Genomic DNA, 25,440 nt, shown 5'->3' on the forward strand with positions numbered 1-25,440 from the left:
GCACCGGATTCATTCCGCGCCGCCACCTGATAAGGATTACTTATGACAAATCCAAACGACGTCCGCACGGAGCATGCCCGCCCGCGCTGCGCGCGCATGCTGCTGGCCATGGCCGCAAGCGTCGCGCTGTCGGCCTGTGCGCTCGCGCCCGGCATGCGGATGAGCCCGCCCTCCGACGCGGCCGACACGCAAGCTGGCAGCGGCGCCCCCTCGTTCCGCATCACGCCGATCGATGCCGGCCTGATTCGCGCACTCGATGCGCAATCGGCCCGGCAACAGTCCGGGCAATCCGACCGCCTCGTCGCGCCGCCCGGCCCGTACCGGATCGGCCCCGGCGACGTATTGCAGGTCACCGTGTGGGATCACCCCGAACTCGCCGCTTCGCAAGGCGCCGCGCCGCAGAACGCGCCGCGCGCAGCGGACCCGGCGTCCGGGTTCGTCGTCGATCCGGACGGCACCCTGTCGTTCCCGTTCGCGGGCAAGCTGCATGTCGCGGGGTTGACCGCCGACGCCGCGCAAGCGCGGATCGCCGCGGCACTGTCGCGCGTCTATCGCAATCCGCAGGTGACGCTGCGCGTCGCGTCGTTCCGTTCGCAGCAGGTCTACATCGACGGCGAGGTTCGTACGCCGGGCGCGCAGCCCGTCAACGACGTGCCGATGACGCTCTATGAGGCGCTGGGTCGCTCGGGCGGCCTCGGCCCCGCCGCCGACCAGAGCCGCATGACGCTGGTGCGCGGCGGCGTGACCTATCCGCTCGACCTGAGCCGGATGCTCAGGCACGGCCGCAACCCGGCCGACATCGTGCTCGCCGCAGGCGACCTCCTGCACGTGCCGGCCCGCAGCGACTACGGCGCGTACGTGATGGGCGAAGTCAACAAGCCGTCGCTCGCGGTGCCGCAACGCGACGGACGCCTGACGCTGTCCGACGCACTGTCCCAGGCCGGCAGCGTGAATGCGGGCACGGCCGACGCGGCCCAGATGTTCGTGATCCGCGGGTCGGGCACGGACAGCCCGCAGGTGTTTCATCTCGACGCGCGCTCGCCGGTGTCGATGGTGCTCGCGAACGAATTCGAACTGCGGCCGAAGGACATCGTCTACGTCGACGGCAGCGGCCTCGTGCGCTTCAGCCGCGTGCTCAGCCTGCTGCTGCCCGGCGTCAACACCAGCGCCACCGCGGCGCTCGCCGTCAAATGAGCGCGGTCGCCACGCTGCTCGTCGTGTGCATCGGCAACGTGTGCCGCAGCCCGATGGCCGAAGCGCTGTTCCGTGCGCGGCTGCCGGGCGTCGACGTGCAATCGGCCGGCCTCGGCGCACGTGACGGCCAGCCGGCCGATCCGCATGCAGTCGACCTGATGCGCGAGCGCGGTCTCGATATCGCCGCGCACCGCGCGCGCCGCGTGCCGCCCGGGCTCGCCACGCGCACCGACCTGATCCTGACGATGGATGTCGACCAGCAACGCGGGCTCGAGCGCCGCCTGCCGGCGCTGCGTGGCCGCGTGTTCCTGCTCGGCATGCCCGATCCGCGTGACGGCCGCACACGCGGCTTCGACGTATCGGACCCGTACCTCGGCCCGCGCGCGTCTTTCGAACACAGCCTGCGGCACATCGAGCGCGGTGTCGACGCATGGTGCGCGCGCATCGCGCCGGCCGCCCCTTCCACGCTTGTCCTTTCCGATTCGACCCGATGACTTCCACACCTTCCCACGAGCATCCGCACGACCGCGACGGCGAGCTCGATCTTGCCGGCGCGATCGACGTGCTCGTTTCCCGGCGCTGGCTGATCGCCATCGTCACCGCCGCCTGCATGGGCGCCGGTACGCTGTATGCGTTCCTCGCCCCGCGGCAATACCAGGCCGACATCATGGTGCAAGTCGAGGACAGCGGCGATTCGTCGGCCGCCAGGAGCGTGCTCGGCGACGTGTCGTCGTTGTTCGACATCAAGTCGAGCGCGGCCGCTGAAGCGCAGATCCTCGCGTCGCGACTCGTCATCACGCGCGCGGTCGACGAGCTGCGCAGCTACATCGTCGCGCAACCGAAGCGCTTCCCGGTCGTCGGCGAATTCGTGTCGCGCTTCAACACGGGAATCTCGCGCCCCGGCCTGCTGGGCCTCGGCGGCTACGCATGGGGCGACGAAAGCGCCGAACTGGCGCGCTTCGATGTGCCAAAGCCGCTCGAAGGCGAGCGTTTCGAACTCTCGCTGCTCGACTCGTGGCGCTACCGGCTGACGGGTGCCGCGCTGCCGGAGCCGGTCACGGGTACGTTCGGTCACCCGGAGACGTTCGCGACCGCCTACGGCCCGATCGCCATCGAAGTCACCCGCATCGACGCGCATCCCGACACCCGCTTCACGCTCGTGCGCGAATCGCGCGCCGGCACAATCGATGCGCTGCGCCGCGGGCTCGACGTCCAGGAAAAGATCAAGCAATCGGGCGTGATCGTCGCGACGCTGCGCGGCGCTGACCCGCAGCGCGTGCAGGCGCAGTTGCAAGCCATCGCGAACCACTACGTGCGCCAGCACATCGAGCGCAAGTCCGCCGATGCCGCGCAATCGCTCGCGTTCCTCAACGCGCAGTTGCCGGTGCTCAAAAAGCAATTGCAGGACGCCGAACAGCGCTACACGAACATGCGCAACGCGAACGGCGCCATCGACCTCGACGAAGAGGCGAAGCTGATCCTGCAGCAATCGGCCGACGCGCAGACGCGCCGGCTCGAACTGCAACAGAAGCGCGATGCGATGGGCTCGCGCTTCGCGCCGGGCCATCCCGACATGATCGCGCTCGACACGCAGATCGCGACGCTCGCGCGCGAGCAGCAGTCGTTCGAACAGCAGGTCAGGCGCTTGCCTGACCTGCAGCAGAACGCCGTGCGCCTGATGCTCGACGTGAAGGTCGATACCGATCTCTACACGGCGCTGCTCGCCAACGCGCAGCAGCTCGAGCTGGTCAAGGCAGGCAAGACCGGCAGCGTGCGGCTCGTCGACACGCCGGTCGCGCCCGAGGACCCGGTGCGCCCGAACCGGCCCGTCGTGATCGCGGCCGCCGCGCTGCTCGGCCTCGCGCTCGGCGTCGCGCTCGCGTTCGTGCGCGACACCTTGTTCGGCGGCGTACGCAGCGCCGACGAGATCGAGCGGCCGCTCGGTATCGATGTCTATGCGACCGTTCCGGAATCGACCGGCCAGCGGCAGGTCGCACGGCGCATCGCACAGTGCGTTCCCGGGCCGCATCTGTTGAGCGTGCTTCATCCGCACGATCCGGCGGTCGAGAGTCTGCGGAGCCTGCGCACCGCGCTCCGCTTCGCGATGCAGCGTGCGCGCAACAACGTACTGCTGCTGACGGGCCCGGTGCCCGGCGCCGGCAAGTCGTTCGTCGCGTCGAACTTCGCGGCGCTGCTGGCCGCCAACGGCGAGCGCGTGCTGCTCGTCGACGGCGACCTGCGCCGCGGCTACCTGCACGACGCGCTCGGCGTCGGGCGCGAGCCGGGTTTCGCCGAGCTGCTGTCGGGCACGGCCGAGCCGGATGCGGCGATCCGCCGCGACGTGATTCCGAACCTCGACTTCATTTCGACCGGCGCGATCCCCGCGCATCCGGCGGAACTGCTCGTCGACGATCGCGTCGGCGCGCTGCTCGATACGCTGTCGGCCCGCTACGACCTCGTCGTGATCGACGCCGCGCCGATCCTCGCCGTCACCGACGCCGCCGTGCTCGCCCGCCATGCGGGCACCGTGCTGCTCGCGGCCCGCGCGGCATCGACCCGCGTCGCCGAACTCGGCGAAGCAATCCGGCGCCTCGCGCACAACGGCGTCGACGCGAGCGGCGTGCTACTCAACGGCGTCGATCCGCGTTCCGGCGGCTACGGCTCGCGTTACGGCGCGTATCGCTACACCGAGTACCGCTATGCGCCATCGCGCTGCGGCATCGCGGCGTCGATCGGACAGTCGCTGCGCGCGTTCGCCGCACGCTTGCGGCGAGGTGCGCCGCGATGAACGATACCCGTCATCTCGAACGTCCAGCCGCCGGCGAAGCCGCGCGCATCGCGGCACGACCCGCCGCAGGAACACCCGTGACGCTCCGCGCGAACCGCACGCCGCCGCTGCGTGTCGCGCTTGTCGTCGAAGCGGCGGGCGGCGGCGTGGCCGTCCATCTCGCCGACCTGATCGACGGACTGAGCAAGGCCGGCGGCATCGAACTGCACCTGATCGTGCCGCGCGGGCCGCGCTTCGACGGTACGATCCTCGACGCGCGCGTGCTGTCGCTTTGCGCGAGCGTGCACCATGTGCCGATGCGGCGCGCGGTCGGCTGGCGCGATGCATTGGCCGTCGCGCATGTGTATCGATGCCTGCTGCGCATTCGCCCCGACATCGTGCACAGCCACAGCTCGAAGGCCGGCGCGATCGCGCGCCTGTGCATCGGGCCGTGGCAACACGTGTACACGCCGCATGCAATCTACACGCTCAACCCGGCCCTGAGCGGCCTGCAACACTGCGTGTACGGCGCGATCGAGGCGCTGCTCGGCCACTTCCGCTCGCACCGGATCGTCGCCGTCTCGCACGACGAAGCGCGGCATCTGCACGACGCGCTCGGCATCCCCGCGCATCGCGTCGCGACGATCGTCAACGGCGTCCCGGCAACCGCGACGCTGCCGCGCCGCGACGCGCGGCTGGCGCTCGGCCTGCCGAACGACGCGATCGTCGTCGGTTTCGTCGGGCGTTTCAGCCACCAGAAAGGCGTCGATCGGCTCGTGCGGATCGCGCGCGGCGTCTATCGCCAATGCGGCCTCGACGTGCGCTTCATCGCGATCGGCCCGGGCGATTTCCCGGCCGCGGCCGGCCCTGAGGCCGACGACGTGCCGCCCAATCTTCATGTCGCCGGCCCCGTCGAGCGCGCCAGCCGCTATTTCTCCGCCTTCGATCTGTTCGTGCTGCCGAGCCGCTACGAAGGCTTTCCGTACGTCTGCCTCGAGGCAATGGCCGCGCGCGTGCCGATCGTCGCATCGCGTGTCGCGGGCGTGACCGAACTGGTCGACACGCACGGCATCGGCATCGTCGTGCCGAACGACGACGACACGACGCAATTCGCCCGCACCGTCGTCGCGCTCGCCCGCGACGCGGAACGACGCCTCGCGATGCGCACGCACTGCGCGGCGACGCTCGACCATTTCTCCGCCGCGACGATGGTCCGGCGCACGCACGACCTGTATCGCGCACTCGTTCAAGGACACCTCGCATGACTTCCTCTCCCCACGTCGCGCTGCTGCACGCGTACAGCGCCAGCAACGCCGGCGACGGCCTGCTGGTCGACCTGTCCGTCTCGCTGCTGCGGGAGGCCTTCGGCGACGCGACACGCGTGTCGATCGTCGCCGCCGATCCCGCGTCGTTTCCCGGCCACGACGACGTGCGCGCAGCCCCCGTGCTCGCCGGTGGCGGCTGGCGCCGGCTGGCCGCCGCTGCCGGCGCCGCGCTGCATTTGCCCGCGAACGGCGGGCTGCGCCCGCTCGGCGACCTGCTCGACCAGGCCGACCTGATCGTCGGCGTCGGCGGCGGCTACCTGCGCGCGCGCAATCCCCTCGAGGCGCTCAAGCTCGAAGCCGGACACCTGCTGCAGATGCGCGCCGCGCGTGCGTCGGGCAAGCCGGCCGTGTATCTGCCGCAAAGCATCGGGCCCGCGCTGTCGGCCGGCCCGGTCGGCGCGCACCTGCGCACGCTGCTTGCCGCGTTCGACACGGTGTTCGTTCGCGACGACCGATCCGCGGCCTTCCTCGCCGCGAATCCGAATACGCGGCGCGCCCCCGATCTCGCCGTCCTCGATTTCGAGCATCGCCAGGACGCGATCCTGCGGCGCGCGGCGCGCGCGGATCGCGACGTGCGGCACGTCGCGTTCGTGCTGCGCCGCGCACCCGCATGGTCCGCCGCGCAACGCGCGCGCTACGACGCATCGATCCGGCGGCTCGTCGAACAGGTAAGCGCATCATGCCGGGTAAGTTTCGCGGTACAGAGCACCGGGCGCGGCAACGACGATCTGGCGTACTACCACCGCCTCGGCATCCGCGATGCACTGGTACCGCTCAGGGCGCTGCTCGAGCACGACCGGCCCGACGTCACGGTGTCGGTGCGGCTGCACGGCGCGCTCGAATCGATCCTGCACGGCGTGCCGGCATTCCACGTCAGCTACGAGCGCAAGGGCTTCGGCGCCTATGCGGACATGCAGCTCGGCGACTGGGTCGTCAACGGCGCGGACTTCGATCCCGCGTCCGTCGCCGACACGATCTTCGCGCCCGGCGCGACGGCGGCGTTCTGGGACACCGCGCAAACCGGCTTCGCCCGCATTCGCGCGGCGCGCCTGCGCGTGATCGATGCGCTGCGCGCCGCGCTCGATACCGACAAGGGCGAACGATGCTGACGCGCCTGTTGTTGCGGTTCTCGGCGCTCGGCCTCAAATTCGCGCTCGCGATCGTCGTTGCGCGTACGCTCGGCTTCGACGCGATCGCCGCGTACGGGCTGGCGGTCGCCGCGTCGGTGATCGCGTCGAAAGTGCTGGGCCTCGGCTTCAGCCCCGAGCTCAATCGGCGCCTGAGCGAAGCCAACCCGCTAGCGGCCATCGGCAATGCGCGCCGGCTGTGCGTCGTCTATGGCGCGCTCTACCTGTTGCTCGCCGCCGCGCTTGCCGTGGCGACGCTGAACGAAACCGCCGCCGCGCTGCTCGCGCGCTTCGGGCTGCCGATGTCGCTCGCGTGGAGCGTGCTGCTCGTCGCGCTGTCCGAGCACGCGGCATTCGAGACGAACGGATGGCTGTTCTCGCTGCACCGGCCGCGTGCCGCGTCGCTGCTGCTGTTCGCGCGCACCGGCGCGTGGGCTGGCATCGCGTGCGCGGGGCTGCTCGCGGGCGTCGTGCAATCGATCGAGACGGTGTTCGCGATCTGGGTCATGACCAACATACTCGTCGTGATCGCGTGCCTGCGCCGGATCGATGCGTTCGCGCACCGCGCGCGCGGCATCCGTTTCCCCGGGAGCGCGGCCGATTCGGGCGGCGTGTTCCCGGTCTGGTTGCACGGGCTGCCCTTCTACGCGGCCGGCGTGCTCCTCGTGGTGCTGCAATACGCGGAACGCTTCATCGCCGGCAGCCATGTGAGCGCGGATGTACTCGGCCAGTACGTATTCGCATGGTCGCTCGCCAACGCCGTGCAGACGGTCGCGTTCGCGACGGTCGTCGCGACGGCCGGCCCGCGCTTCGTGCGAACGCTGGCCGATACGCCCGGCGCGTTTCTGCATCAGGTACGCCATGCGGCGGCGGCCAGCGTGGGCGTGACGCTGCTCGCATCGGCCGCCATCGCCGTCGTGTACCGCGACCTGTTCGCGTTCGCGCACGAGCCGGCGGACACCGGCCATGCCGCGCTGCTCGCGGTGCTGCTCGTGTCGTTCGTCCTGCGCGCGGTGGCAGACGTGCTGTGGGCCGCAGCGATCGCGCTGCGCGGCGGCGGTGTCGTGCTGGCCGCATTGACGATAATCGCGCTGCTGTACCTGCCGGTTGCGTCGCAACTGATCGCGCGCGACGGTGTCATGGGCGCAGCGCTCGCCCATCTGGCGACGAGCGTCGCGGTCACCGCGATGCTCGCGCTGAGCGTCGCGCGACTCGCGCGCCGACATCGACACATCCCGCCCGCCACGGAGCCGCATCATGCTGGATAGGCTGATTTGCGCGGGCCCGCGGCTCAGCCACGGCCTGATACGCGCCGTCGCCACGCTGGCCGTGCTGGCTTACTGGGGCATCTATGCGAAAGCCGGTGCGGTTCTGCCCGAGTTCATCTTCCGCGATGCGGAGAAGATCCAGAGCCAGATCGGTGGCGCCAGCACCTACGAAGGCACGTCGTTCGATGCGGTCGCGCGGCTCTACGCGGCGCTCGGCGCGACCGGTACGCATCTGTTCGTCGCGTCGGTCGGCGCGCTCTGCATCTGGTTTGTGCTCCACCATGGCAAGCGCGTTGGCTCGATGGCGGCCTGCATGGTGCTGCTCGCGCCGTGTGTGTTCTTCAACCTGTTCGTCGCGAGCAAGGACACGCTCGTCGTGCTGATGGCCATCGTGCTCGCGCGAATCGCGCAGCGTCGCGCCGCGCTTGTTGCGATCGCGGCCGCCGTCGTGCTGTACAGCGCCTATGCAGCCTTTGTACGCAGCTATTTCGCGCTGATTCCCGCGATCGCGTTCGGCGTGCTGCTGTTTCGGCGAGGCGCGTGGTCGCGCAGGATGGTGCTGATGCTTGCCGTGCTGCTGGCGATCTTCCTGCTGCCGAACGATGTGTACTACCTGCTGCAGCATCCGCGCGACATGGCCGCGGACTATCTCGAATACGGCTCACCGTTCGGCGCTCGCACCAGCTTCCGCAACCCGGCGGAACCGGTTTCGTTCATCGCGTTCTGCGTCAACTACCTGTACGCAGTGCTCCGCCTGAATCTGCCGGTACTGTTTTCGCCCGGCCCGAAGGAAATCGCGATGCAGGTGTTCGTGTGGATCGCGCTGGCCGCCGTGTGGCGACGTGCGCGGGGCGATGGCGGTCCCGGCCGCGAGGTGCTTGCAGCCCTCGTCATTGGACATGTTGTCGTATCGATGCTGTTCGAGCCCGATCTCGGCAGCTATACGCGCCATTTGTCGAGCGTGTCGTTGCTGTGCGCGGTGCAGTTCGCGGGTGCGGCGCGTGCGGCGCATCGGCCGGGGCGGAGATCCGGTACGTCCGGCGCATCCGACATCGCCGCCGGCCACCGCGACCGTCCTGCGGTATCGCGAGCAGTCCCGTCGGGAGATCGCCATGCATGACACCGTGCGCCAACGCGCGTTCTTCCCTAATATCCAGGCTGCCCGCGCGTTCGCGGCCCTCGCGGTAGTCGCGTATCACATGCACGTGCTTCCGTTCGGCCAGGCAGGTGTCGACGTCTTCTTCGTGATCAGCGGGTTCATCATGTCGTGGGTCGCGCCGGACGAAGGTCGTGCGTTCTTCCGCAAGCGCCTGGTCCGGATCGTGCCACTCTACTGGGTAACGACGCTCGGCATCTACGCGATCGCCGTGCTGCATCCGCACTGGCTGAACACGACGACGGCAGCGCCCGAATACCTCGTCAAATCGCTGCTGTTCGTGCCTTACGTCAAGGAAAACGGCCATTGGGGCCCGCTGAACCTGAACGGCTGGACCCTCGAGTACGAGATGCTGTTCTATCTCGCCGTTGCGGCAAGCCTTGGGGTCGTCCGCACGCGCTACGCGACTGCATTCGCGGCGCTGATGCTCGCGTCGCTTTGCCTGTGGGCGGCAATCGATGGCACGCCTGGCACCGTCGCCCACCGTCTCGGGCAACCGTTCGTGCTGGAGTTCGGCCTGGGTGTCCTGGCGTACCGGGTCCTGCAAACCGGAATCGTGCGCCGAATCGCCGCGCCGGCTTGGGCCTTCGCAGCAATCGGCGCCGTCGTGGCGATTCCGTTATCTCATGCCGCGCACGGCACACCACAAGCGTTCGCGCGTATTGTGCTGTGGGGCATGCCGGCATGCGTGCTGATCGTCTCGCTGGTCGCGCTCGACATGCTGAACCGGACGATCTCGAACCGCATCGTGGCTTCGCTCGGAGCCGCCAGTTATTCGATCTATCTGATCCATCCGTATGTCATCGGGGTCGCCGAGAAGATCGTCGGCGTGCGCGCGAATCTTCACACGTGGCCCGGCGTCGCTACCGCGTGCGCAATGCTCGGCGTGATCTTCCTGTCCGGACAGGTTTGCCATATCTGGATTGAACGGCCGATCGTGTCAGTATTGAATCGATGGCTCCGACAGTCGCGCTTCTCGAAGCGTTCTCCGTAATTGCACCCGAAACGTCGCACCCCCGCGCCGCATCTGCCTGAACCAGCTCGAAACCGATTCAGCGACCAGTGCGCTTTCCCCCGGTTCATCGGATGATTGCCACGCCATTCGATCGGCCGTACCGACCTACCATTGTTTGGAATTTCCGCTTGCCGCCGAATCCGGCCCATAGCTGACAGGCGTCGTTTCATTGTCGCAGCAGATCCGAATGCCGACACCGCTGGCAGTCGAATCGACTCCAAGGCCCAGCGTATCGGCTGAATTCAGCGGATTCGAAGTGTCGATCATCGGCGCGTAGCGATACCGCTCCGGCCCCCGATGCGAGCCCGCTTTCGGCAGTCCGGAAGCACGTCCCGCTTATTGATAGCTCATGGTGAACGTGGCGGCGCCATCCGCTTTGCCAGGCGATACCGTGGAAGACGTTCGCACATAACGAGCCTTGAACGGAATGGTCACGTCGACATTGCCGAAACTCCCGATGCTCCATTGATTCGGATTGCCTACCGCCGCAGAGTCCGGACCGTAACTGACCAGCGTGTCATCCGAACCATGAAGTATCTGAATGCCGACGCCTTTGACTTGTGAGCCGCGCGCAAGGGAGAGCGTATCGGACTCGTTAGCGGGATTTGCCGAATCCGTCAGCGTCATGAACATTTTCGTCGACGTACCCGGATTCCCACCAGAGCACTTGAGACGCACCTCGAATGATTTTGGTGATGACGTTGCGCCGATGTTTTTCATATCACCGACTAATGCCTTCCCGAGGTCGACCGCTATATTCTTGGTTAACACATTGCAGGTCGGCACTTTTGGGATGATATTTATCGAGCCATTCGTCACAATTGATCGAACTTTCTTTTCATGCGCAATAAAATAAGTCATACCAATCTCTCCACTCAAAACGCCTGCCGCCGTGATATCGCCAGTTTTTACGAGCTCAATCGTAAAATTCGATGCCCCGTCCAGCCCATAGCTGGTGTTGGCCGAGGTAATCGATTGCGGCCACCACAGATCCGTATTGATACCCCCTCTTATTCTAATTCCCACTCCGGAAACTGGTGTGGGGTACGTTTCGTATTTCCCGGGAGCAACGCTTGTCGTTCCGAAATAGCCGACAAGACCAACGGGTGAGTCGCATTTCACCATGCCTCCCAATCCAGTTGACGTCCCCGATGACGTGTAGATCACCGTTCCCTCAGCGATATTGGGATCAAATGCAGGCGGAGAGAATTTCGGCAGCGTGATGACGAGATTATCCACGACGACGTTATCGTTTCTTGTGACCGTGCATTTCGCATGGGCAAAATTTGACAAGAGAACCAAAATCAAAAAACCGATGAATTTCATTTTTCCGTGTCCATGGTTGATTTCGTGTTTTCCGGCTTTCCAACGTGTGTTGGCTACGGGGTCTGGCAGCCGTCCGCCCGGCTTCATCGGGAAAGCAAATTGCAGCGCGGCGCAACTTGTCCCCCTGTGCCAGACGGCTGGCGGCAAGTGAGCGGCACCCGCTCCGAGGACAACGCCTTGTTCTGCGGCTGCAGCCAGTAGTCGACCTTGCAGCTATCCCCCAGCACACATCGATACAACCCTCGTCCTCGACACCGAACACCAGCAACCGCGACTGGTTGTCCGCCATGCCGAGCAGCTTGCCCTTCGCGTCGTACGCCTGCGCGCCGAACGGCACCTTGCCGCCTTCGTCCGTACTCAGCTCGAACTGCACGCGCCGGCCCGATTCGGCCTCGAGGCGGGTCTTCACGATCGCCCCGCGCGTAGGCACCACAGTCTTCGCGTTGTCGGTGATCTCGGTATGGGTGTCGATGGTGGACCGAGTCACTCCGCCCGCGGCAGGCCACCGCGTTGTCGCCCAACACCCGGCCTAGTTGTACTCGATCACATAAGTCATGGTGGCATCGGCCTTGCCCGGCTTGACTGCGCCCGTGGTCAGAACGTACTTGGCAACACCGGAGAATCGGTAGATCTCGCCTTCCACATCCGACCGGAAGTGATCGATCTTGATCGAACGCGATTGGTCGAAGGGCAGTTTCACGCCCTTGTCGTTGACCAGGGAAATACCTATACCACTGGCCACGCCTTCCTTCCCCTTGCCTGAAAGCGCAAGCAGCCCGTCGGTGCTGGAATCGCCGGCGAAATAGACTTTTACCGGGGCAGTGGTGGTGGGTTTCAGTCCAGTGCAGCGCACATCGAAATTGAACGGGTGCACCGCGGCCTGCCCCGACTTGATGTGAGCGATGGCCTCCCTGCCCATCTGCACATTGACCATGGTATCGACCCCCTCGCAACCGGTGAACATCACATCGTTGACCACCTCGGTGCTGCCGGTGGACTTTACGGTGTAAGTCACTCCACCCGCAGAATGCGTTACTTTGAAGTTGGTGGACAAAGTTCCGGAGGCTACGCCGGTATCGATGCGGATCAGTTGGAAGGTAAGGCTCCTCAGCGTAGGGCTGTATGGATTGCTTTCGGGACCGCCGTAAGCCGTGTAGGGCAGATAAACCGAGCTTAATTTGCCCCTGATCCCGACGCCCGGAATGCTGGTCTTGTAGACATTCTGGTAGCTAGAGAGTTCGAGCCCGCTATCGAACTTGGTGTAGTGTGCAGTGTAACTATCGCAGTTATAGCCTTCACTCATATCCCAGAGGGTAAATGAAGTCGATGCCATCACCTCGCCAATCTTGGCGGCCTTGATGGACATCTTTGCAGGAAACGTGATGGTTTTCTCCATCGTTGTGGATGGCTTGAGGAGGGTGCAGGCGGCGAAAGCGTTGCTCCACGCCAGACTGGCGGAAAGCGTCAAGCCAAACAGAATCAGCTTGCGCATGGTATTGAGGATCATTGCATCGGCTCCATAGCTGTCAGAGTTGCGGCTCTGTAATTCGGTAACGGCAGGACGCGGCGACCGCAGGGCAGCGTCGCGCCTCGCGCCCACCATTCAATTCGTGCGCAAGCGCCGTCGCTCCAGCACACATCGATACGGCCCGTGATTCCCGATGCCGAGCACCCGCAGGCGGGACCGGTTTTCCATCAGGCTCACCGCCTGAGCCGCACGATGTGCAGCTCGTACGAGCGGCTATCAGCAAAGCGTGGCATCAATCCAGCACGCGCGCCGAATGATGCTCACTTGACGCTGGTGACTGTCCCGGCGCGTACACAACTCGCTGCCTGTCGCTCATAGGCCAGTTCCTTGTTCTGCGGCTTCAGCGCGTAGCCGATCGTGCATTGCTTGTCGCCCCAGCTCACGTCGATGCTGCCCTGGTCTGCGACACCGAACACAAGCAGCCGCGACTGGTTGTCCACCATGCCGAGCAGCTTGCCCTTCGCGTCGTACGCCTGCGCGCCGAATGGCACTTTGCCGCCCTCGTCCGTACTCAGCTCGAACTGCACGCGCCGGCCCGACTCCGCTTCGAAGCGGGTCTTCACGATCGCGCCACGCGTGGGCACCACCATCTTCGCGTTGTCGGTGATCTCCGTATGCGTGCCGACGCTCGACGGATCGATGTTCAGCCAGTTCTGACGGTACGGCTGCAGATACGGCACGATCGCGTAGCCGCGCCGGTCGGTGCGCACTGTCGGCGCTCCGCCGAACGTCACGTCGCTCACCTTCGGCACCTGAACCACCGCGAACGTCTCGCCGAGCGGCTGGCCGAGCGTGACACCGCCGCCATGCACGACGACCGAGCCCGATGCGCTCGCATCGAAATGCCGGCCCGAGCGATCCTGCGTGAAGTTGCCGGCCAGCTTCGCGTTCGGCGTATCCCAGCCCGCGCTGACGCCGCCCGAGCCGCCGCCGTCCCGGCTGTAGCCGGCCTGCACGCCGTAGTTGACGGTATTGCTGTCGTTCAGATAACCCGACGCGCCGGTCTGCACGTTGAAGTCGCCGCGGGTCGACGACACCGCGTTCGCGTACAGGCGATGCGAACTCGACGCCTTGCCCAGCGGAATACTCACGGACACGCTGAACTGCGTGTCCGGGCGCGCGAACGGCCCCGACTCCTGGATGTGCGATGCCGACACGCTGTAGCTGACGTTCCTGTAGCTGTTGCTGTAGCCGACCTGAAAGCGCCGGCTGTGTCCTTCACCGTTCCAGTAGGTCGTGTCGCCGATGCCGGCGAACATCGAGCCGCTGCCGAGCGGCTGGTTGACGTTCACGTCCAGGCGGCTCTTCTGACGCATGAGGCGCGGCCCATACGTATGGTCCGTGTCCTCCACGTGCTGGCTCAACGTACGGTAGCCGTCCGTCGAATAGCGGTAGCCGACCATCGTGAACGTGGTGTTGGTCGGATACAGCGTCTTCGAATACAGGAACCGCAAGCTCTGCCCTTGCCGCGCGCCCGTCGACGTGCGCGACCGGCTCGTCGTGACGTCCAGCGACATGCCGCCGATGCGCGTGTTCATGCCGATGCCGAGGGCGGCCGCCACGTAGTTGTCGGCGGCAATAATCCCGCCGTAGCCGGTGAAGTTGTCGGACACGCCGTACACCAGCGTGCCCTGCGTGAACTTCGGGCTCGACTGGCCCTGCACGCGATACTGGCCGGCAGCGAACGCGTAACGCAGGCTGCCACGACGAACCATGACCGGCAGGTACGAGTACGGCTGGGTGAACCGGCGCACGCGCCCGTCCGACTCGGTGATCCGAATCTCAAGGTCGCCGTTCGAGCCACTCGGATAGATGTCGGAAATCTCGAACGCGCCCGGCGGCACCGGCGTCGAATAGATCACATAGCCGTTCTGCCGCACCTCCACGATTGCATTGCTCTCGGCAATCCCGCGCACGACCGGCGCGAAGCCGACTTCGCTGTCGGGCAGCATGCCGAGGTCGGTGCCGATCTGCGCGCCAACGAAGCGCACGCTGTCGAAGATGTCGCCCGACGTATACAGCTCGCCGGCCGCCACCTTGCTGCGCAGGCGCCGGATGTCGCGTTCCACGTAGGTACGGTTGCTGGAAAAGCGGCTGCCCGCACCCGTGGTGCCGGTGAGCGACGATTCGTTGCGGAAACGCCAGCCGCCGGCATTGAAGCCGTTGCGCAAACCGACGAAGTAATACTCGTTGTTGCGGCCGTGGCTATCGTTGCGGCTGTAGCTGACCTGATAGTCGCTGTACAACGCGGGCACGCCGTCGTCCCACAGCGACTGGTCCACATAGCCGCGCGAGGTTCGGGACACGTACAACTGCGGAAAACTGATGTTAAGCGACAGCGTATTGGATTCGAACTCTACCGAAGCACCGTCCACCACGGCGGGCAGGTCCACGATCGTCGCGTCGTCCGCATCCGCGGCAATGCGCCCGTCCTTCTCCAGCCGCGCGACGTTGACGCCGGCGGTGCGCAACAACCCGAGGGTCACCGCCGGCTTGACGGCGCCGCCGGCATCCGCACGGAACACGACGTCCTGGCGCTTGACGAGGGTATGGTTCAGGTAGACATCGACGTCGTAGCTACCGGGCAGCACCGAACTGCCCTTCTCGAAATAGCTCAGCTCGACGGGCGCTTCGCCCTTGCGCAGAAAGGATTCGTTGAATTCCACCGCGTGGCCCTGCGCCGGCAGCACCAGCCCGAGCAACGCAAGGCACGGCGCACCGATCTGCGCGGGCGTCCAGATATCCACTTCCTTTCTGACGTTCTCCATACCCTTTCTCTATGTTGATTCACCTCCTGAGCGAAATCGCAAGCGCGAACGTGCCCCGCCCCGCGGCACCGGCCCGGGGAAAATGAAGATGAAGAGGAATGCGATGTGTCGAGCTGGTCGCGTCAACCAGCGGTGGTACCGTCGTGCGGTTCGACTGCGCCGTAGTCGTTGATCGATTCGAAGTGAACCTTGACGCCCGCTGCGGCGGCGCCAGCCGGCAAATCCTTCACGGCAAAATGGCGGGTGGCGGACGGCGGCACCATCTCGGCGGCCGCGGCATAGTCCCGGCCGCCGCTACGCACGTTGATCGATGCCAGCGACACGAAGTAAGCCGACGGATTGCTGACTTCGAGCTGCGTGCGACCGTCGCGTTGCACGAGCTTCCAGCGGAGTTGCGCGGGCGCCTCCTCGACCTTGCCGGGCAGGCCGGCGGGCCGGTAGAAGAACTTGATGCGCTGACGCACGGCAATTTGAAGCGTGTTGTCGCCCTTGGCTTTCTGCGGGATCTCCTGCACGTTGAGCCAGAACACCGACTCGCGATCGGCGGGCAGGCCCTGACCGTAGTAGAGGACGCGCAGTGTCTGCTGCTTCTCCGCGCCGAGGCGGTTGAGCGCCGGCGTGATCGCGAACGGCACATCCGCCTTCCCGTCGCTCGCGTCCATCCACGACTGGATCATCACGTCGGCCGGCGCGCGGTTGCGGACCAGAATCGACGCCTCCTTGCTCGGCGCGGCCAGCACGACGCGGGTTCCGTCGAGCGTGACGCCAGCGAGCGAAGCGCCCGAAGACAACAACAGCGAGCCGGCCAGGGCCAGCCCAGCAAAGTGGAATCGTTTCATGTCGAATGGGATCTTGTTGATCGGGCGAGGGCACTCCCCCGCCCGGAGGTGGATTACTCGTAGGTCAGCGTGAACGGCAGCGTGCCGTTGGCGGTACCGGCCTCGACGTCGTTACCAGCCTTCACGTAGCCGGCGCGCAGCGCCAGGTCGGCCGTGTAGGTCGGCGCTTCGGGCGTGCCGCCCTGGACCAGCGGTGCGTCGAACGTTTCGTTGGCGTTCAGGTTCAGCAGCGAGCCATCGGTGTTGTAGATACCGATGCCCACGCCCTTGGCCGTGCCGGTGGTCTTCAGCAGCTTGTTGTTGTTGCTGTCCACGCCCGAACCGCTGGCCGGGTCGAAACGCACCTTGACCGTGTTCAGGCCCTTGCCGGTCGCACCGCAATCGAGATTGAGGTTGATCGCCGTACCGGCCGCGATACCGCCGCCGGCGGTGCTGCCCAGCGCGTCCACGCTGACCTTGCCCATCTTGACGTCGATCGACTGGTCACCCTTGCCGCCGGTCACCGACGTGCCGTTGCCGCCCGTGATGCCGCACGACGCAGCGACGATCTCGCCCGTGAAGTTGATCGTGCCATCCGCAGCATGGGCAGCGCTCATCGCCGCGAATGCGAGGCCGGCAGCCGACATCATCATTGCAATCTTTTTCATTTCGGTTTCGCTCAGTTTTAAAGGATTATTGCGATAATGAATGCAAGGTTTAAACCCGCATTCGCCGCGTGGAAGATCATTTCCACTGACAATATTTTCAAGAAATCTCTCAAAGCGAGAAATAGGACGATTTTTATATTCGGCTTCAAACAAATAGTACGAGTACGAATCTCGTCTTTTCGGCAAGCCGGCCCCACTTATTGCCAAGTCATCCTAACTACTCTCTTGAACCCCTGATCGCACCGGGTGACGAGGTTCCCGTCCACGCGCATCACGCAAGCCCGGGCATCGGGAATGGCGATCACCTCACGGTCAATGGCGGCGGTTATCGGAAGACAACAGAAGGAGTGAAGCGGCAAGGCGCACGGCGAGTTCCGTTCGGCGTAACGCCGGAAACTGACATCCGCGCACGCGTCGGCATCTGACACATCGCGCAGATGTGCGCAATCACGCGTTCATGCGTGTCGAGTTCAGGGAAGGAAATGGGGCGCGCAAGCACCCGACGGGCAACGAGCGATGCCGGAATGCACGGCGGTCGACGTTCGAAGATTTCAGAACAGCCGTGAAAAGGTGAAGTCGACCCGCGCGGCTGTGAAACGGGTCACGCGCCGAAACGCCTCGACCGAACAGTCAAATCTCGGCTCTCCGGCACTGCGCTTTGTCGTTGTTCGAGCAATACGCCACGCGACGGGCCCGCGGATCGACGATCGTGGCGCGCCCACGCCGCGTCACACTCCGTCGTAAATCAGATCGGCTCCGGCGAGCCGCACGACCCACTTCCGGACAGCCGCGCCAGCGCGCATTCGATCCGCGCGTCGAACGCCTGCCATTCCGCCTTCATCGTTTCGATGCCGTCTTCGGTCACGGTCCGTTCGGCACGCGCGCACACGTCACTCGCCTCGGTGTCGCCTGCCAGCGCAAAGCCGCCACGCATCGAGTGCAATTCGATCCTTATCAGATCGATCTCGCCGGCCGCCAGCGCGCTTCCGATCACCGCCAGCGAATGCAGCGTCGCCGCGTGTAACGTCTGCCGCATCTCGTCGGTCACGACTGGCGGCCCGCCATGCACCGGCGCATGTGCATCACCGCTCGCCACACCCCGCCGCCCGCCATGCCTGCGCAATACCGCTTCAAGCGTCGTGATCGACAACGGCTTCAACACGACCTCCACCGCCCCCGCCCGCTCACAGCGCCGGCGATCCTCATCGGTCGCGTGCGCGGTCATCGCGATCACCGGCACCGTCGTCCCCTGCTCCCGCAGGAAATTCGCCAGCGCAAACCCGTCGAGTTCCGGCATGCCGAGATCCGTCAGCACGACGTCGAACGGATGCTCGAAAAACGCGCGCATCGCTTCCACGCCGTTGCAAACGATCGTGGCGTCGTAATGCAGCGCATCGAGCTGGTCGCGCAGCAATGCGCGACTCGCCGGATGATCCTCGGCGACGAGCACACGCAGCGACTCCTCGTCGTCGTCCCAGGCCAGCGTGCCCGCTTCGGAACCCGCCGTCGCGCGAAGCACGTCATCCGCTTCGGATGCCGATCCGTACCCGCGCACCGCATCCGCGAACGCCGGCAGTTCCGGCACGTCGATACGCCACCCGGGCGCGGCATCGGGCAGCGGCAACGCGGCTGTAAATGTCGTGCCTTCGCCGAGGCGACTTTCGACGTTCAGTTCGCCGCCCATCAGCGTGACGATGCGCTTGCACAGCGGCAACCCGAGCCCCGTGCCGCCGAAGCGGCGATACACCGATGCGTCGGTCTGGATATAAACGTCGAACAGCGTCGACATGCTGTCTTCGGGAATACCGATACCCGTATCGCGAACGACGATCTCGACACGCGGCCCAGCCGTGCCGGCCGGCGCGGGTCGCGCTTCGACCGTCACGCCGCCGCGCTTCGTGAACTTGATCGCATTGCTGACGAGGTTCGACACCAGTTGACGCAGCCGGGTCGGATCGCCGACGTAGCCGTCGGCCAGATCCGGGGCCACGCGACAAGCAAGTGCCAGGTTCTTCTCGTCTGCGAGCGGCCGGAACATCGCGGTCACGTCGTCCAGCATGCGACGCAGATCGAACGGGATGCTTTCGAGCACCATCTGGTTCGACTCGGCCTTCGACAGGTCGAGCACGTCGTTGATCACGCGCAGCAACGCATCCGACGACGACGCAACCGTATTCAATCGCCGCTGCTCCGCCGACGGCAGCGACGCGCGCGCCATCAGTTCGAGATTGCCGATGATCGCGTTGAGCGGCGTGCGGATCTCGTGACTCATCGTCGCGAGGAACGTCGATTTGGCCTTGTTCGCGTCCTCGGCGGCCACGCGCGCTTCACGGAGCGTCTCCTCCACTTCCTTGCGCGCGGTGATGTCGATCAGCGTGCACAGCAACACGTCGATGCCGCGGTACTTGGCACGCACCATGTGAGCGTCGAGATACGCGGTGCCGTGCTCCGCTCGCTCGATCGCGAATTCATGCGTGACGAGCCCGTGCGCGCCATCGTCGACGCGCACCTCGTCGCGATAAACCTGCCACAGTCGTTTGCCGAGCGGCGACCCCGACACGGCCTTGTCGTAGGCAGCCATCGCATCGTTGCGCACGATCGCGTCGCCGTCGGCGAGCGACAGCAGCGCGAGGCCGGCCGGCGCCGTGCGAATCAGCGTGCGATTCAGCGCCTCGCTTTCGATCAGTCGTACCGCGCGCCGATTGGCAGGACGCAGCGCGCGCCGGTCGAACATCACGATCGCGGTCCACAACACCGCGATGCCGAACAGCGCCAAGACGCACGTGATGCCGATACGCGTGGCATTGGCAATCGCCACGCTCTGCCACGAAACGCTCTTGATCAGCACGAGGTCGGCCCCAGGCAGGCGATCCCCCAGCACGAAGCGGCCGCCGATGCGATGCGGGAGGGCTGGCGCACGATCCCGATTCAGCACGCGATCGAGCATTCGCGCGACGACGCCGCTGTCATGCGTCCGCCCCATCACGATATGCCCGCTCGTGTCGACGAGCACTTTCTCTTCGTCCGGAGCCTGCGGCGCCATGATCCGGTCGAGTTCGGGACGCCCGTTGAAGACAAGCCATGCGAACGGCTCGCCGTTCGCGTTGCGCAGCCGTTGCGCGATCCGGGTCACGGGCCTGCCAAGCAACGGATCGTCGCGCGTCTCGATGACGACGCGGTCATCGGCACCCGCCGGTTCAAGGCGTCGCGCCAGCGCTTGCAGATCGGACGGGGCCAGCCGCGCGGGAGCCCGCTCAGCCAGTTCGGCGCCGAACAACACCAGATAATCGTCGTTCACGCCGATCAGGTAAGCCGAGAAACTCAGTGCAATCGAAACCGGCGACGGCGTGGCCACGGCGTGGCCCATCCGGTAGAGCGCGCCGATATAGCGCAGATACGCAGCAGGCGAATGCCCCGGCGTGATATCGGCAAACCCGACGACCCTCGACTTCCCGTACGGGTTCGGCCAATCCAGTCTGCCGCCGTTATCGATCAGCGCTTGCAGATCGGACGGCGGCACGACTTCGGGGTTGCTGTTGGCCGCGGTCATGTTGTCGGCGAATCGTCCAAGCAACACCTTCGTCACCTGCAATTCGCCGTGTAGTTGCGCCGCGTCCCGCAGGAACGACGAGCGCATCTGGGCAACGTAGTCGCCAACGGCGAGCCGGACGACCAGGATCGCGCACAGCACGATGAACGCGGTGATCGCCACGCCGCCGCCGTACAGCAGCGCGTGCTGCTGGCGCCGGACCCGGACCGGGTCGAACGGCTTGCCGCCCACGGCGGCGGCCTGCGCGGCCAGCCTTTTCAGTTTGTCGGGCATACGATTCGCCGTGGTTTCACTGTTGTCGAACGTGAGCCGGTATTCGCCCGTGCCGGCGGCAGCTTGCCGTGGGCGCAACCGTCACGCATCGAACCTGCGCGCAGGAACATTGCGGCACCGCGCCGCCCTCACGGCGCGCCTGCCCGTGGCCCTTACCGAGCCGTGTGTGCAGGTCAATCACGCGCGGCGGGTGCGCCCGGAGCGGACGGATCCTGCACGTCGCCTTCGTCCGCATACCGGATCAGGTCCGCGTCGCGAACGATCCCCAGCTTCTTCATCGCGCTCGACTTCTGGGAACTGATGGTCTGCTTGCTGCGATGCAGCTGCGTGGCGATCTCGCCCACCGTATAGCCCGCGCCAAAGAGCCGGACCACCTCGATCTCCCGGGTGGTCAGCGCACGCGCGACGGGCACGGAATCACCGTCCTGCAGCAGCTGCTTGACGAACGGCGACATGTAGTTCGCGCCGACGTAGGCCGCATGCACGGCGCCGATCAGGTGCGACAACGCATCCGACTTGCTCAGGATGCAGTGCACGCCCTGCTTGTGAATGGCGCGCAGCACGCTCGGATTGTCGATCATCGTGATCGTCACGATACGCAGCGCGGGGTAACGACGCTGCAGGAACGACAGCAGCACGAGACCGTCGCCGTACTTGCCGCCGGGCATCACGTAATCGAGCACGAGCACATCGCTCGGTTGCGCGTCGAGCGCCGCAACCAGATCCGTCGAGTTCGAAACGGCGCCCGCGAGCTTGATCGTGCTGTTGCCTTGCAGCGCCTGCGACATCCCGAGCGCCGATGCCGGATGATCGTCCGCCACCATCACGCGCACTGAGAATTCGTCCATGTACCAGTTTCTCCCCGAGGCTTTCGTTCACGCATCCGGCGCGCGCCGCGACAGGCGCGCGCTCGCGTTGTCGGCCGATAGTCAGCCGCGTTCGGCTCACCGGACGACAATGACTTAATTTTAAGATAAATCCGGCTTCGTTTAGCGGTCGGGCGCGACCGTCCACGCGCCGCGCATCTTGCGCGCCAATGGGCAGGCGCGCTTCGGCCCCGCCCTCTCGCGGCTCGCGCAGCGGCCGAATCGAATCCGGGTGCCGTGGACATCCGCCGTGCGGCCCGCACCGTACACGGCGACGGCGGCGCTGGCGATCGGGCCCGAATCGATCGATCTTACCCGCGTATCGTACGCCGGGCAGCGCGACGGGCAAGCGCGGCGTGATCCCGATGCACGTCTGCCCTACATCACGCGCTACCGGTTCGCCGACTCGCGACGTTCGTCATGCTGGCTGCCTTCCTGATGCATTTTCCATTCGTTGATCGCGCGCCGCCGCTGGGCCGGCGACATCAGCAGATACTCGTTCATCATCGTCAGAAACTCCCTCCGTGATTTTTCGGACAGTGTCGCGAATTCGATCAACAGCGCGAATATCTTCCCCAAGTGACGCACGGCCTTCCCCTCCGGTGTGATTTGAAATCCGCCGCGTTACAGACGTCGGTCCCCTGCCTTTGTTATCTCGGACATGCGTTGCTGAATTCACTGTTGCCGGTTACCTGCCATGCAATGCCGCCTCACGATCGGCCGTCCTGCTTGCCGCGTCGCACCGCTGCCACGCGGGCGCGAGCGCGCCGCGCAGGTGCGCGAGCGTCACGGGTTTCGTCAGCACGCGCCGCACGCCAGCCGCGATGCAATGGCGCATGCCTTCGGGTGTCATGTACGACGTGACGACCAGCACGTCGCACGCCGCGGCGCGGCCGCGCGCGGCATCGGCCAGTTCGTGCGCGGGTAGATCGGGCAGGTCGCCACCGATCAGCAGCACGTCCCAGCCTCCGCCGGCCAGCGATTCGAGCGCCGCGCGCCCGGACCCGACCTCGGTCACCGTGCAGCCGAGCGCATGCAGTTGCTCGCGGAAAATGGATCCGTCGACGGCTTCGTCGCGGGCGACCAGCACGCGCAATGCACGGGCGACGAACGGCTGCAGCCACACGGGCGCAGTGCGCCGCCGGCCCCGGATATCGACGTGCGACGGCTCGGCGGCAGATGAAGGGGCGATCGCACTATCGCGGGGACACGATTCCATGCACGTCAGCGCGGCGCGCAGACCGCCGAGCGAATAACTCGATACGCGCACCGTACCGCCCGCGCGGTGCGGTTCGAGCGGGCCGTCGCGCGTCGCCAGAATCAGCGGCGCACAGCCGCGCAGGCTGCCCAGTTCCACGTGCGACCAGGTGTCGGGATCGCCGACCAACACGACCGGGCCCGCCAGTTCGCCCGACAGGCGCGACGGACTGTCATACACGTCGACGTCGAATCCCCACGCACGCAGATGCGGCAACACAAATTCGCGCCACTCGGGCTGCGCGGCAACGAGCGTCAGCACACAGGCTTGTGCACCGTGCAGCCGGCCGCGCGCGGCGATGTCCGTGCCGAGCGGCACACGCATCGTGAAGCAACTACCGATGCCCGGCTCGCTCGTGACCTCGATGCGGCCGCCCATCGCCGCGACGAGCCGGTCGCACAGCGCAAGCCCGAGCCCTGTGCCGCCATAACGCCGCATGATCGACGTATCCACCTGCGAGAACGCCTTGAACAGCTTGTGCCGATCCTCGGCGGCAATGCCGATCCCGGTATCCTCGACCGCGATCGACAACGCCGGCCCATCGTGACCGCCGGCGACAACGGCGCAACGCACGGTCACGCGGCCCGCATCCGTAAACTTGATCGCGTTGTTCAGCAGGTTGCCGAGTACTTGGGCGAGCCGCGTCGGATCGCCGCGCATCCGCTGCGTGCTGCAGGCGTCGACCTCGCAGAACAGTTGCACGCCCTTCGCCTTCGCGATCGGTGCGAATGCGCTCAACTCGCGCGCGACTGTCGCGATCACGTCGAACTCGATCGACTCGACCCGCATCGCACCGGCCTCGATCTTCGAGAAATCGAGAATGTCGTTGACGAGCGCGAGCAGGCTCGTCGCCGACGTGCGCAGCGTGCCGACCCGGCCGTGCTGGACCGCATCGAGCGCCGAGCGCTCGAGCAGTTCGAGGTTGCCGAGGATCACGTTCAGCGGCGTGCGGATCTCGTGGCTCGTCGCCGCGAGGAACGACGATTTCGCGGCGTTGGCTGAATCGGCTGCGCGCACGGCCTCTTCGAGGCGCTGCGTGAGCTGCCGCTTCGCGGTCGTGTCGGCGACCGCGGCGATCAGCACGTCCGCGCCCTGATAGCGCGCGCCGCACGCAATGAATTCGAAATGCAGGTGCGCGGCCTCGTCGCCGCCGAGCAGCAGATCGTCGTGCAGCACGCCGCTCGCGTCGCCGCTCGCGACATGCGCCTGCCACGCGGCAGCCACCTGGTTCGACAATGCGTGATAATCGCCGCCGAGCCGCGCGACCATGTCCGTCAATGCGGGGCTCGCGAGCAGGAAATGCCCGTCGTCGCGCGCGATCAGCCCGAGCCCGATCGGCGCCATCTCGATCACGCTGCGGCACAGCGCCTCGCTGTCGAACACGCGCTGCGAGCGCGCGTAGAGCGGCGCGAACTCGCGCCGGTAAAAGCGCAGCAGCAACCCCCACATGACCGCGAGCGTCAGCAGCGTCGCCACCACCAGCGTGCCGGCCGAACGCGCGACGCCGGTCGCGATGTCGGCCCACGACAACGCGTACGAGAGCGTCCAGCCCGTCGATTCGAGCTTGCCGTGAAACAGCAGGAAACCGTCGCGGAACACCGGCGAGCCCGACGACGCGCCGCCCCGCCACGGAGCCAGCTCCAGCAGGCGCGCCGCGCGACCGGCGTCACCCACGGCGGGATCCATCGCGACGAGCCGGCCATCGGCCGTCGTGATGGTGAACGCGCCTTCGGGACGATAGTCGGCCAGCCACGACAACAGGTACTCGGGCGGGTATTCGGTCGCGAGCACCGCGAACGTTTTACCGTTGTCGTGCGCCTCGGCCGCGATCCGGATACGTGGCTGCCCCGATACGGGATCGGTGAACGGCGCCAGCCATCGCACGTGCGGACGGGCATCGACGACACCCGGATACGCGCGCTCGAAATCGATGCGCAGCGCGTCCAGCACGCGTGCGCGAGCGTCGGGTGATACCAGCGCGGGATCGTCGCGGTTCCGATTCGGCACCAGCCCGAACATGCCCGTGCGCGTGCTGTAGTGGTAGCCCTCCAGCGTGCGTCCGCGATTGATCGAGCTCGCCGCGCAGATGCGCGACAACAGCACCGACAGCGACAGGTAGCGCGCCACCTCGGCGCGGTCGCCGGTTTGCCCGGGCACGCCGAGCACGAGCGACGGATGCGGCCGGAGCGCGACGCGTTGGTCGTCGCGGAAGAATGCATCGACAGCCGATGCGGGTGCGCTATTGGCCTCGCGCCAGATCAGCTGCGCATTAGCGACGCCGTTGCGGAACGACGTCTCGCTCACCTGGATCTCGTTAAGCGTCTGCTCCAGCCCATTCAGGTAGTTGCGTCGTTCGCCCTCGACATGGCCCGAGACGATCGCCACCATCCCGAGACCGCACGCGATCAGGACCAGGACCGTAACGACAATGCCGCCACCGAACACCGAAATGCTCAGATAGCGGCGGAGGGATTGAAGCGAACTCTGCGGCATGACGCGCGGCGGCGGCCGCGACCTCGAACAATGCCGATTC

The 25,440-nt window shown here is 66.0% G+C and carries 18 protein-coding genes; 8 read left to right on the forward strand and 10 right to left on the reverse strand.

Annotated elements, in window-relative coordinates:
- Positions 1–42: 42 nt before the first annotated feature.
- Genes ACTRWB_RS04005 through ACTRWB_RS04040 form a run of 8 tightly spaced genes read left to right on the forward strand, consistent with a single transcriptional unit; the run spans position 43 to position 9,831 of the window.
- Positions 43–1,194, forward strand: a complete 1,152-nt coding sequence (locus ACTRWB_RS04005) for a polysaccharide biosynthesis/export family protein (protein WP_446901011.1) — start codon at positions 43–45, stop codon at positions 1,192–1,194.
- Positions 1,191–1,688 (forward strand): low molecular weight protein-tyrosine-phosphatase, encoded by a 498-nt coding sequence (locus ACTRWB_RS04010; protein ID WP_446901012.1) that lies wholly within the window; start codon positions 1,191–1,193, stop codon positions 1,686–1,688. Before ACTRWB_RS04005 ends, ACTRWB_RS04010 begins: the two co-directional genes overlap by 4 nt.
- Entirely contained in the window at positions 1,685–3,982 is a 2,298-nt protein-coding gene (locus ACTRWB_RS04015) for a polysaccharide biosynthesis tyrosine autokinase (RefSeq protein ID WP_446901013.1), read from the forward strand. Before ACTRWB_RS04010 ends, ACTRWB_RS04015 begins: the two co-directional genes overlap by 4 nt.
- A complete protein-coding gene (locus ACTRWB_RS04020) occupies positions 3,979–5,226 on the forward strand; it encodes a glycosyltransferase family 4 protein (protein ID WP_446901014.1) in 1,248 nt (415 codons plus the stop codon). The genes ACTRWB_RS04015 and ACTRWB_RS04020 overlap by 4 nt, the downstream gene beginning before the upstream one ends.
- On the forward strand, positions 5,223–6,395 hold the full coding sequence (locus ACTRWB_RS04025; protein WP_446901015.1) for a polysaccharide pyruvyl transferase family protein: 1,173 nt from the start codon (positions 5,223–5,225) through the stop codon (positions 6,393–6,395). The genes ACTRWB_RS04020 and ACTRWB_RS04025 overlap by 4 nt, the downstream gene beginning before the upstream one ends.
- Positions 6,389–7,681: a lipopolysaccharide biosynthesis protein gene (locus ACTRWB_RS04030; RefSeq protein WP_446901016.1), complete on the forward strand. Its 1,293-nt coding sequence runs from the start codon at positions 6,389–6,391 to the stop codon at positions 7,679–7,681. The genes ACTRWB_RS04025 and ACTRWB_RS04030 overlap by 7 nt, the downstream gene beginning before the upstream one ends.
- Positions 7,671–8,801 (forward strand): hypothetical protein, encoded by a 1,131-nt coding sequence (locus ACTRWB_RS04035; protein WP_446901017.1) that lies wholly within the window; start codon positions 7,671–7,673, stop codon positions 8,799–8,801. Before ACTRWB_RS04030 ends, ACTRWB_RS04035 begins: the two co-directional genes overlap by 11 nt.
- Positions 8,683–9,831, forward strand: coding sequence for an acyltransferase family protein (locus ACTRWB_RS04040; protein WP_446901018.1), 1,149 nt, complete (start codon positions 8,683–8,685; stop codon positions 9,829–9,831). The genes ACTRWB_RS04035 and ACTRWB_RS04040 overlap by 119 nt, the downstream gene beginning before the upstream one ends.
- 357 nt (positions 9,832–10,188) lie before the next feature.
- Here ACTRWB_RS04040 and ACTRWB_RS04045 read toward each other — a convergent pair whose 3' ends face one another.
- The 10 genes from ACTRWB_RS04045 to ACTRWB_RS04090 form a co-directional block, all read right to left on the reverse strand.
- Positions 10,189–11,178 carry a fimbrial protein gene (locus ACTRWB_RS04045; RefSeq protein ID WP_446901019.1) on the reverse strand — a complete coding sequence of 330 codons (990 nt, stop codon included), beginning with the start codon at positions 11,176–11,178 and terminating at the stop codon, positions 10,189–10,191.
- Positions 11,099–11,665 (reverse strand): FimD/PapC C-terminal domain-containing protein, encoded by a 567-nt coding sequence (locus ACTRWB_RS04050; RefSeq protein WP_446901020.1) that lies wholly within the window; start codon positions 11,663–11,665, stop codon positions 11,099–11,101. Before ACTRWB_RS04050 ends, ACTRWB_RS04045 begins: the two co-directional genes overlap by 80 nt.
- A gap of 42 nt (positions 11,666–11,707) precedes the next feature.
- A complete protein-coding gene (locus ACTRWB_RS04055) occupies positions 11,708–12,685 on the reverse strand; it encodes a fimbrial protein (protein WP_446901021.1) in 978 nt (325 codons plus the stop codon).
- Positions 12,686–12,966: 281 nt separating this feature from the next.
- Positions 12,967–15,474, reverse strand: a complete 2,508-nt coding sequence (locus ACTRWB_RS04060) for a fimbria/pilus outer membrane usher protein (protein ID WP_446901022.1) — start codon at positions 15,472–15,474, stop codon at positions 12,967–12,969.
- 122 nt (positions 15,475–15,596) lie between these two features.
- Positions 15,597–16,313 carry a fimbrial biogenesis chaperone gene (locus ACTRWB_RS04065; protein WP_129516346.1) on the reverse strand — a complete coding sequence of 239 codons (717 nt, stop codon included), beginning with the start codon at positions 16,311–16,313 and terminating at the stop codon, positions 15,597–15,599.
- A 53-nt stretch (positions 16,314–16,366) separates the two neighbouring features.
- Positions 16,367–16,960, reverse strand: coding sequence for a fimbrial protein (locus ACTRWB_RS04070; RefSeq protein ID WP_446901023.1), 594 nt, complete (start codon positions 16,958–16,960; stop codon positions 16,367–16,369).
- 745 nt (positions 16,961–17,705) lie between these two features.
- A complete protein-coding gene (locus ACTRWB_RS04075) occupies positions 17,706–20,783 on the reverse strand; it encodes an ATP-binding protein (protein WP_446901024.1) in 3,078 nt (1,025 codons plus the stop codon).
- Positions 20,784–20,956: 173 nt separating this feature from the next.
- Positions 20,957–21,631 (reverse strand): response regulator, encoded by a 675-nt coding sequence (locus ACTRWB_RS04080; protein WP_446901025.1) that lies wholly within the window; start codon positions 21,629–21,631, stop codon positions 20,957–20,959.
- Positions 21,632–22,039: 408 nt separating this feature from the next.
- Positions 22,040–22,207, reverse strand: a complete 168-nt coding sequence (locus ACTRWB_RS04085; protein ID WP_446901026.1) for a hypothetical protein — start codon at positions 22,205–22,207, stop codon at positions 22,040–22,042.
- 130 nt (positions 22,208–22,337) lie between these two features.
- Positions 22,338–25,400, reverse strand: coding sequence for an ATP-binding response regulator (locus tag ACTRWB_RS04090; protein ID WP_446901027.1), 3,063 nt, complete (start codon positions 25,398–25,400; stop codon positions 22,338–22,340).
- Positions 25,401–25,440: the final 40 nt, after the last annotated feature.

The organism is Burkholderia sp. YIM B11467 (assembly GCF_052952715.1).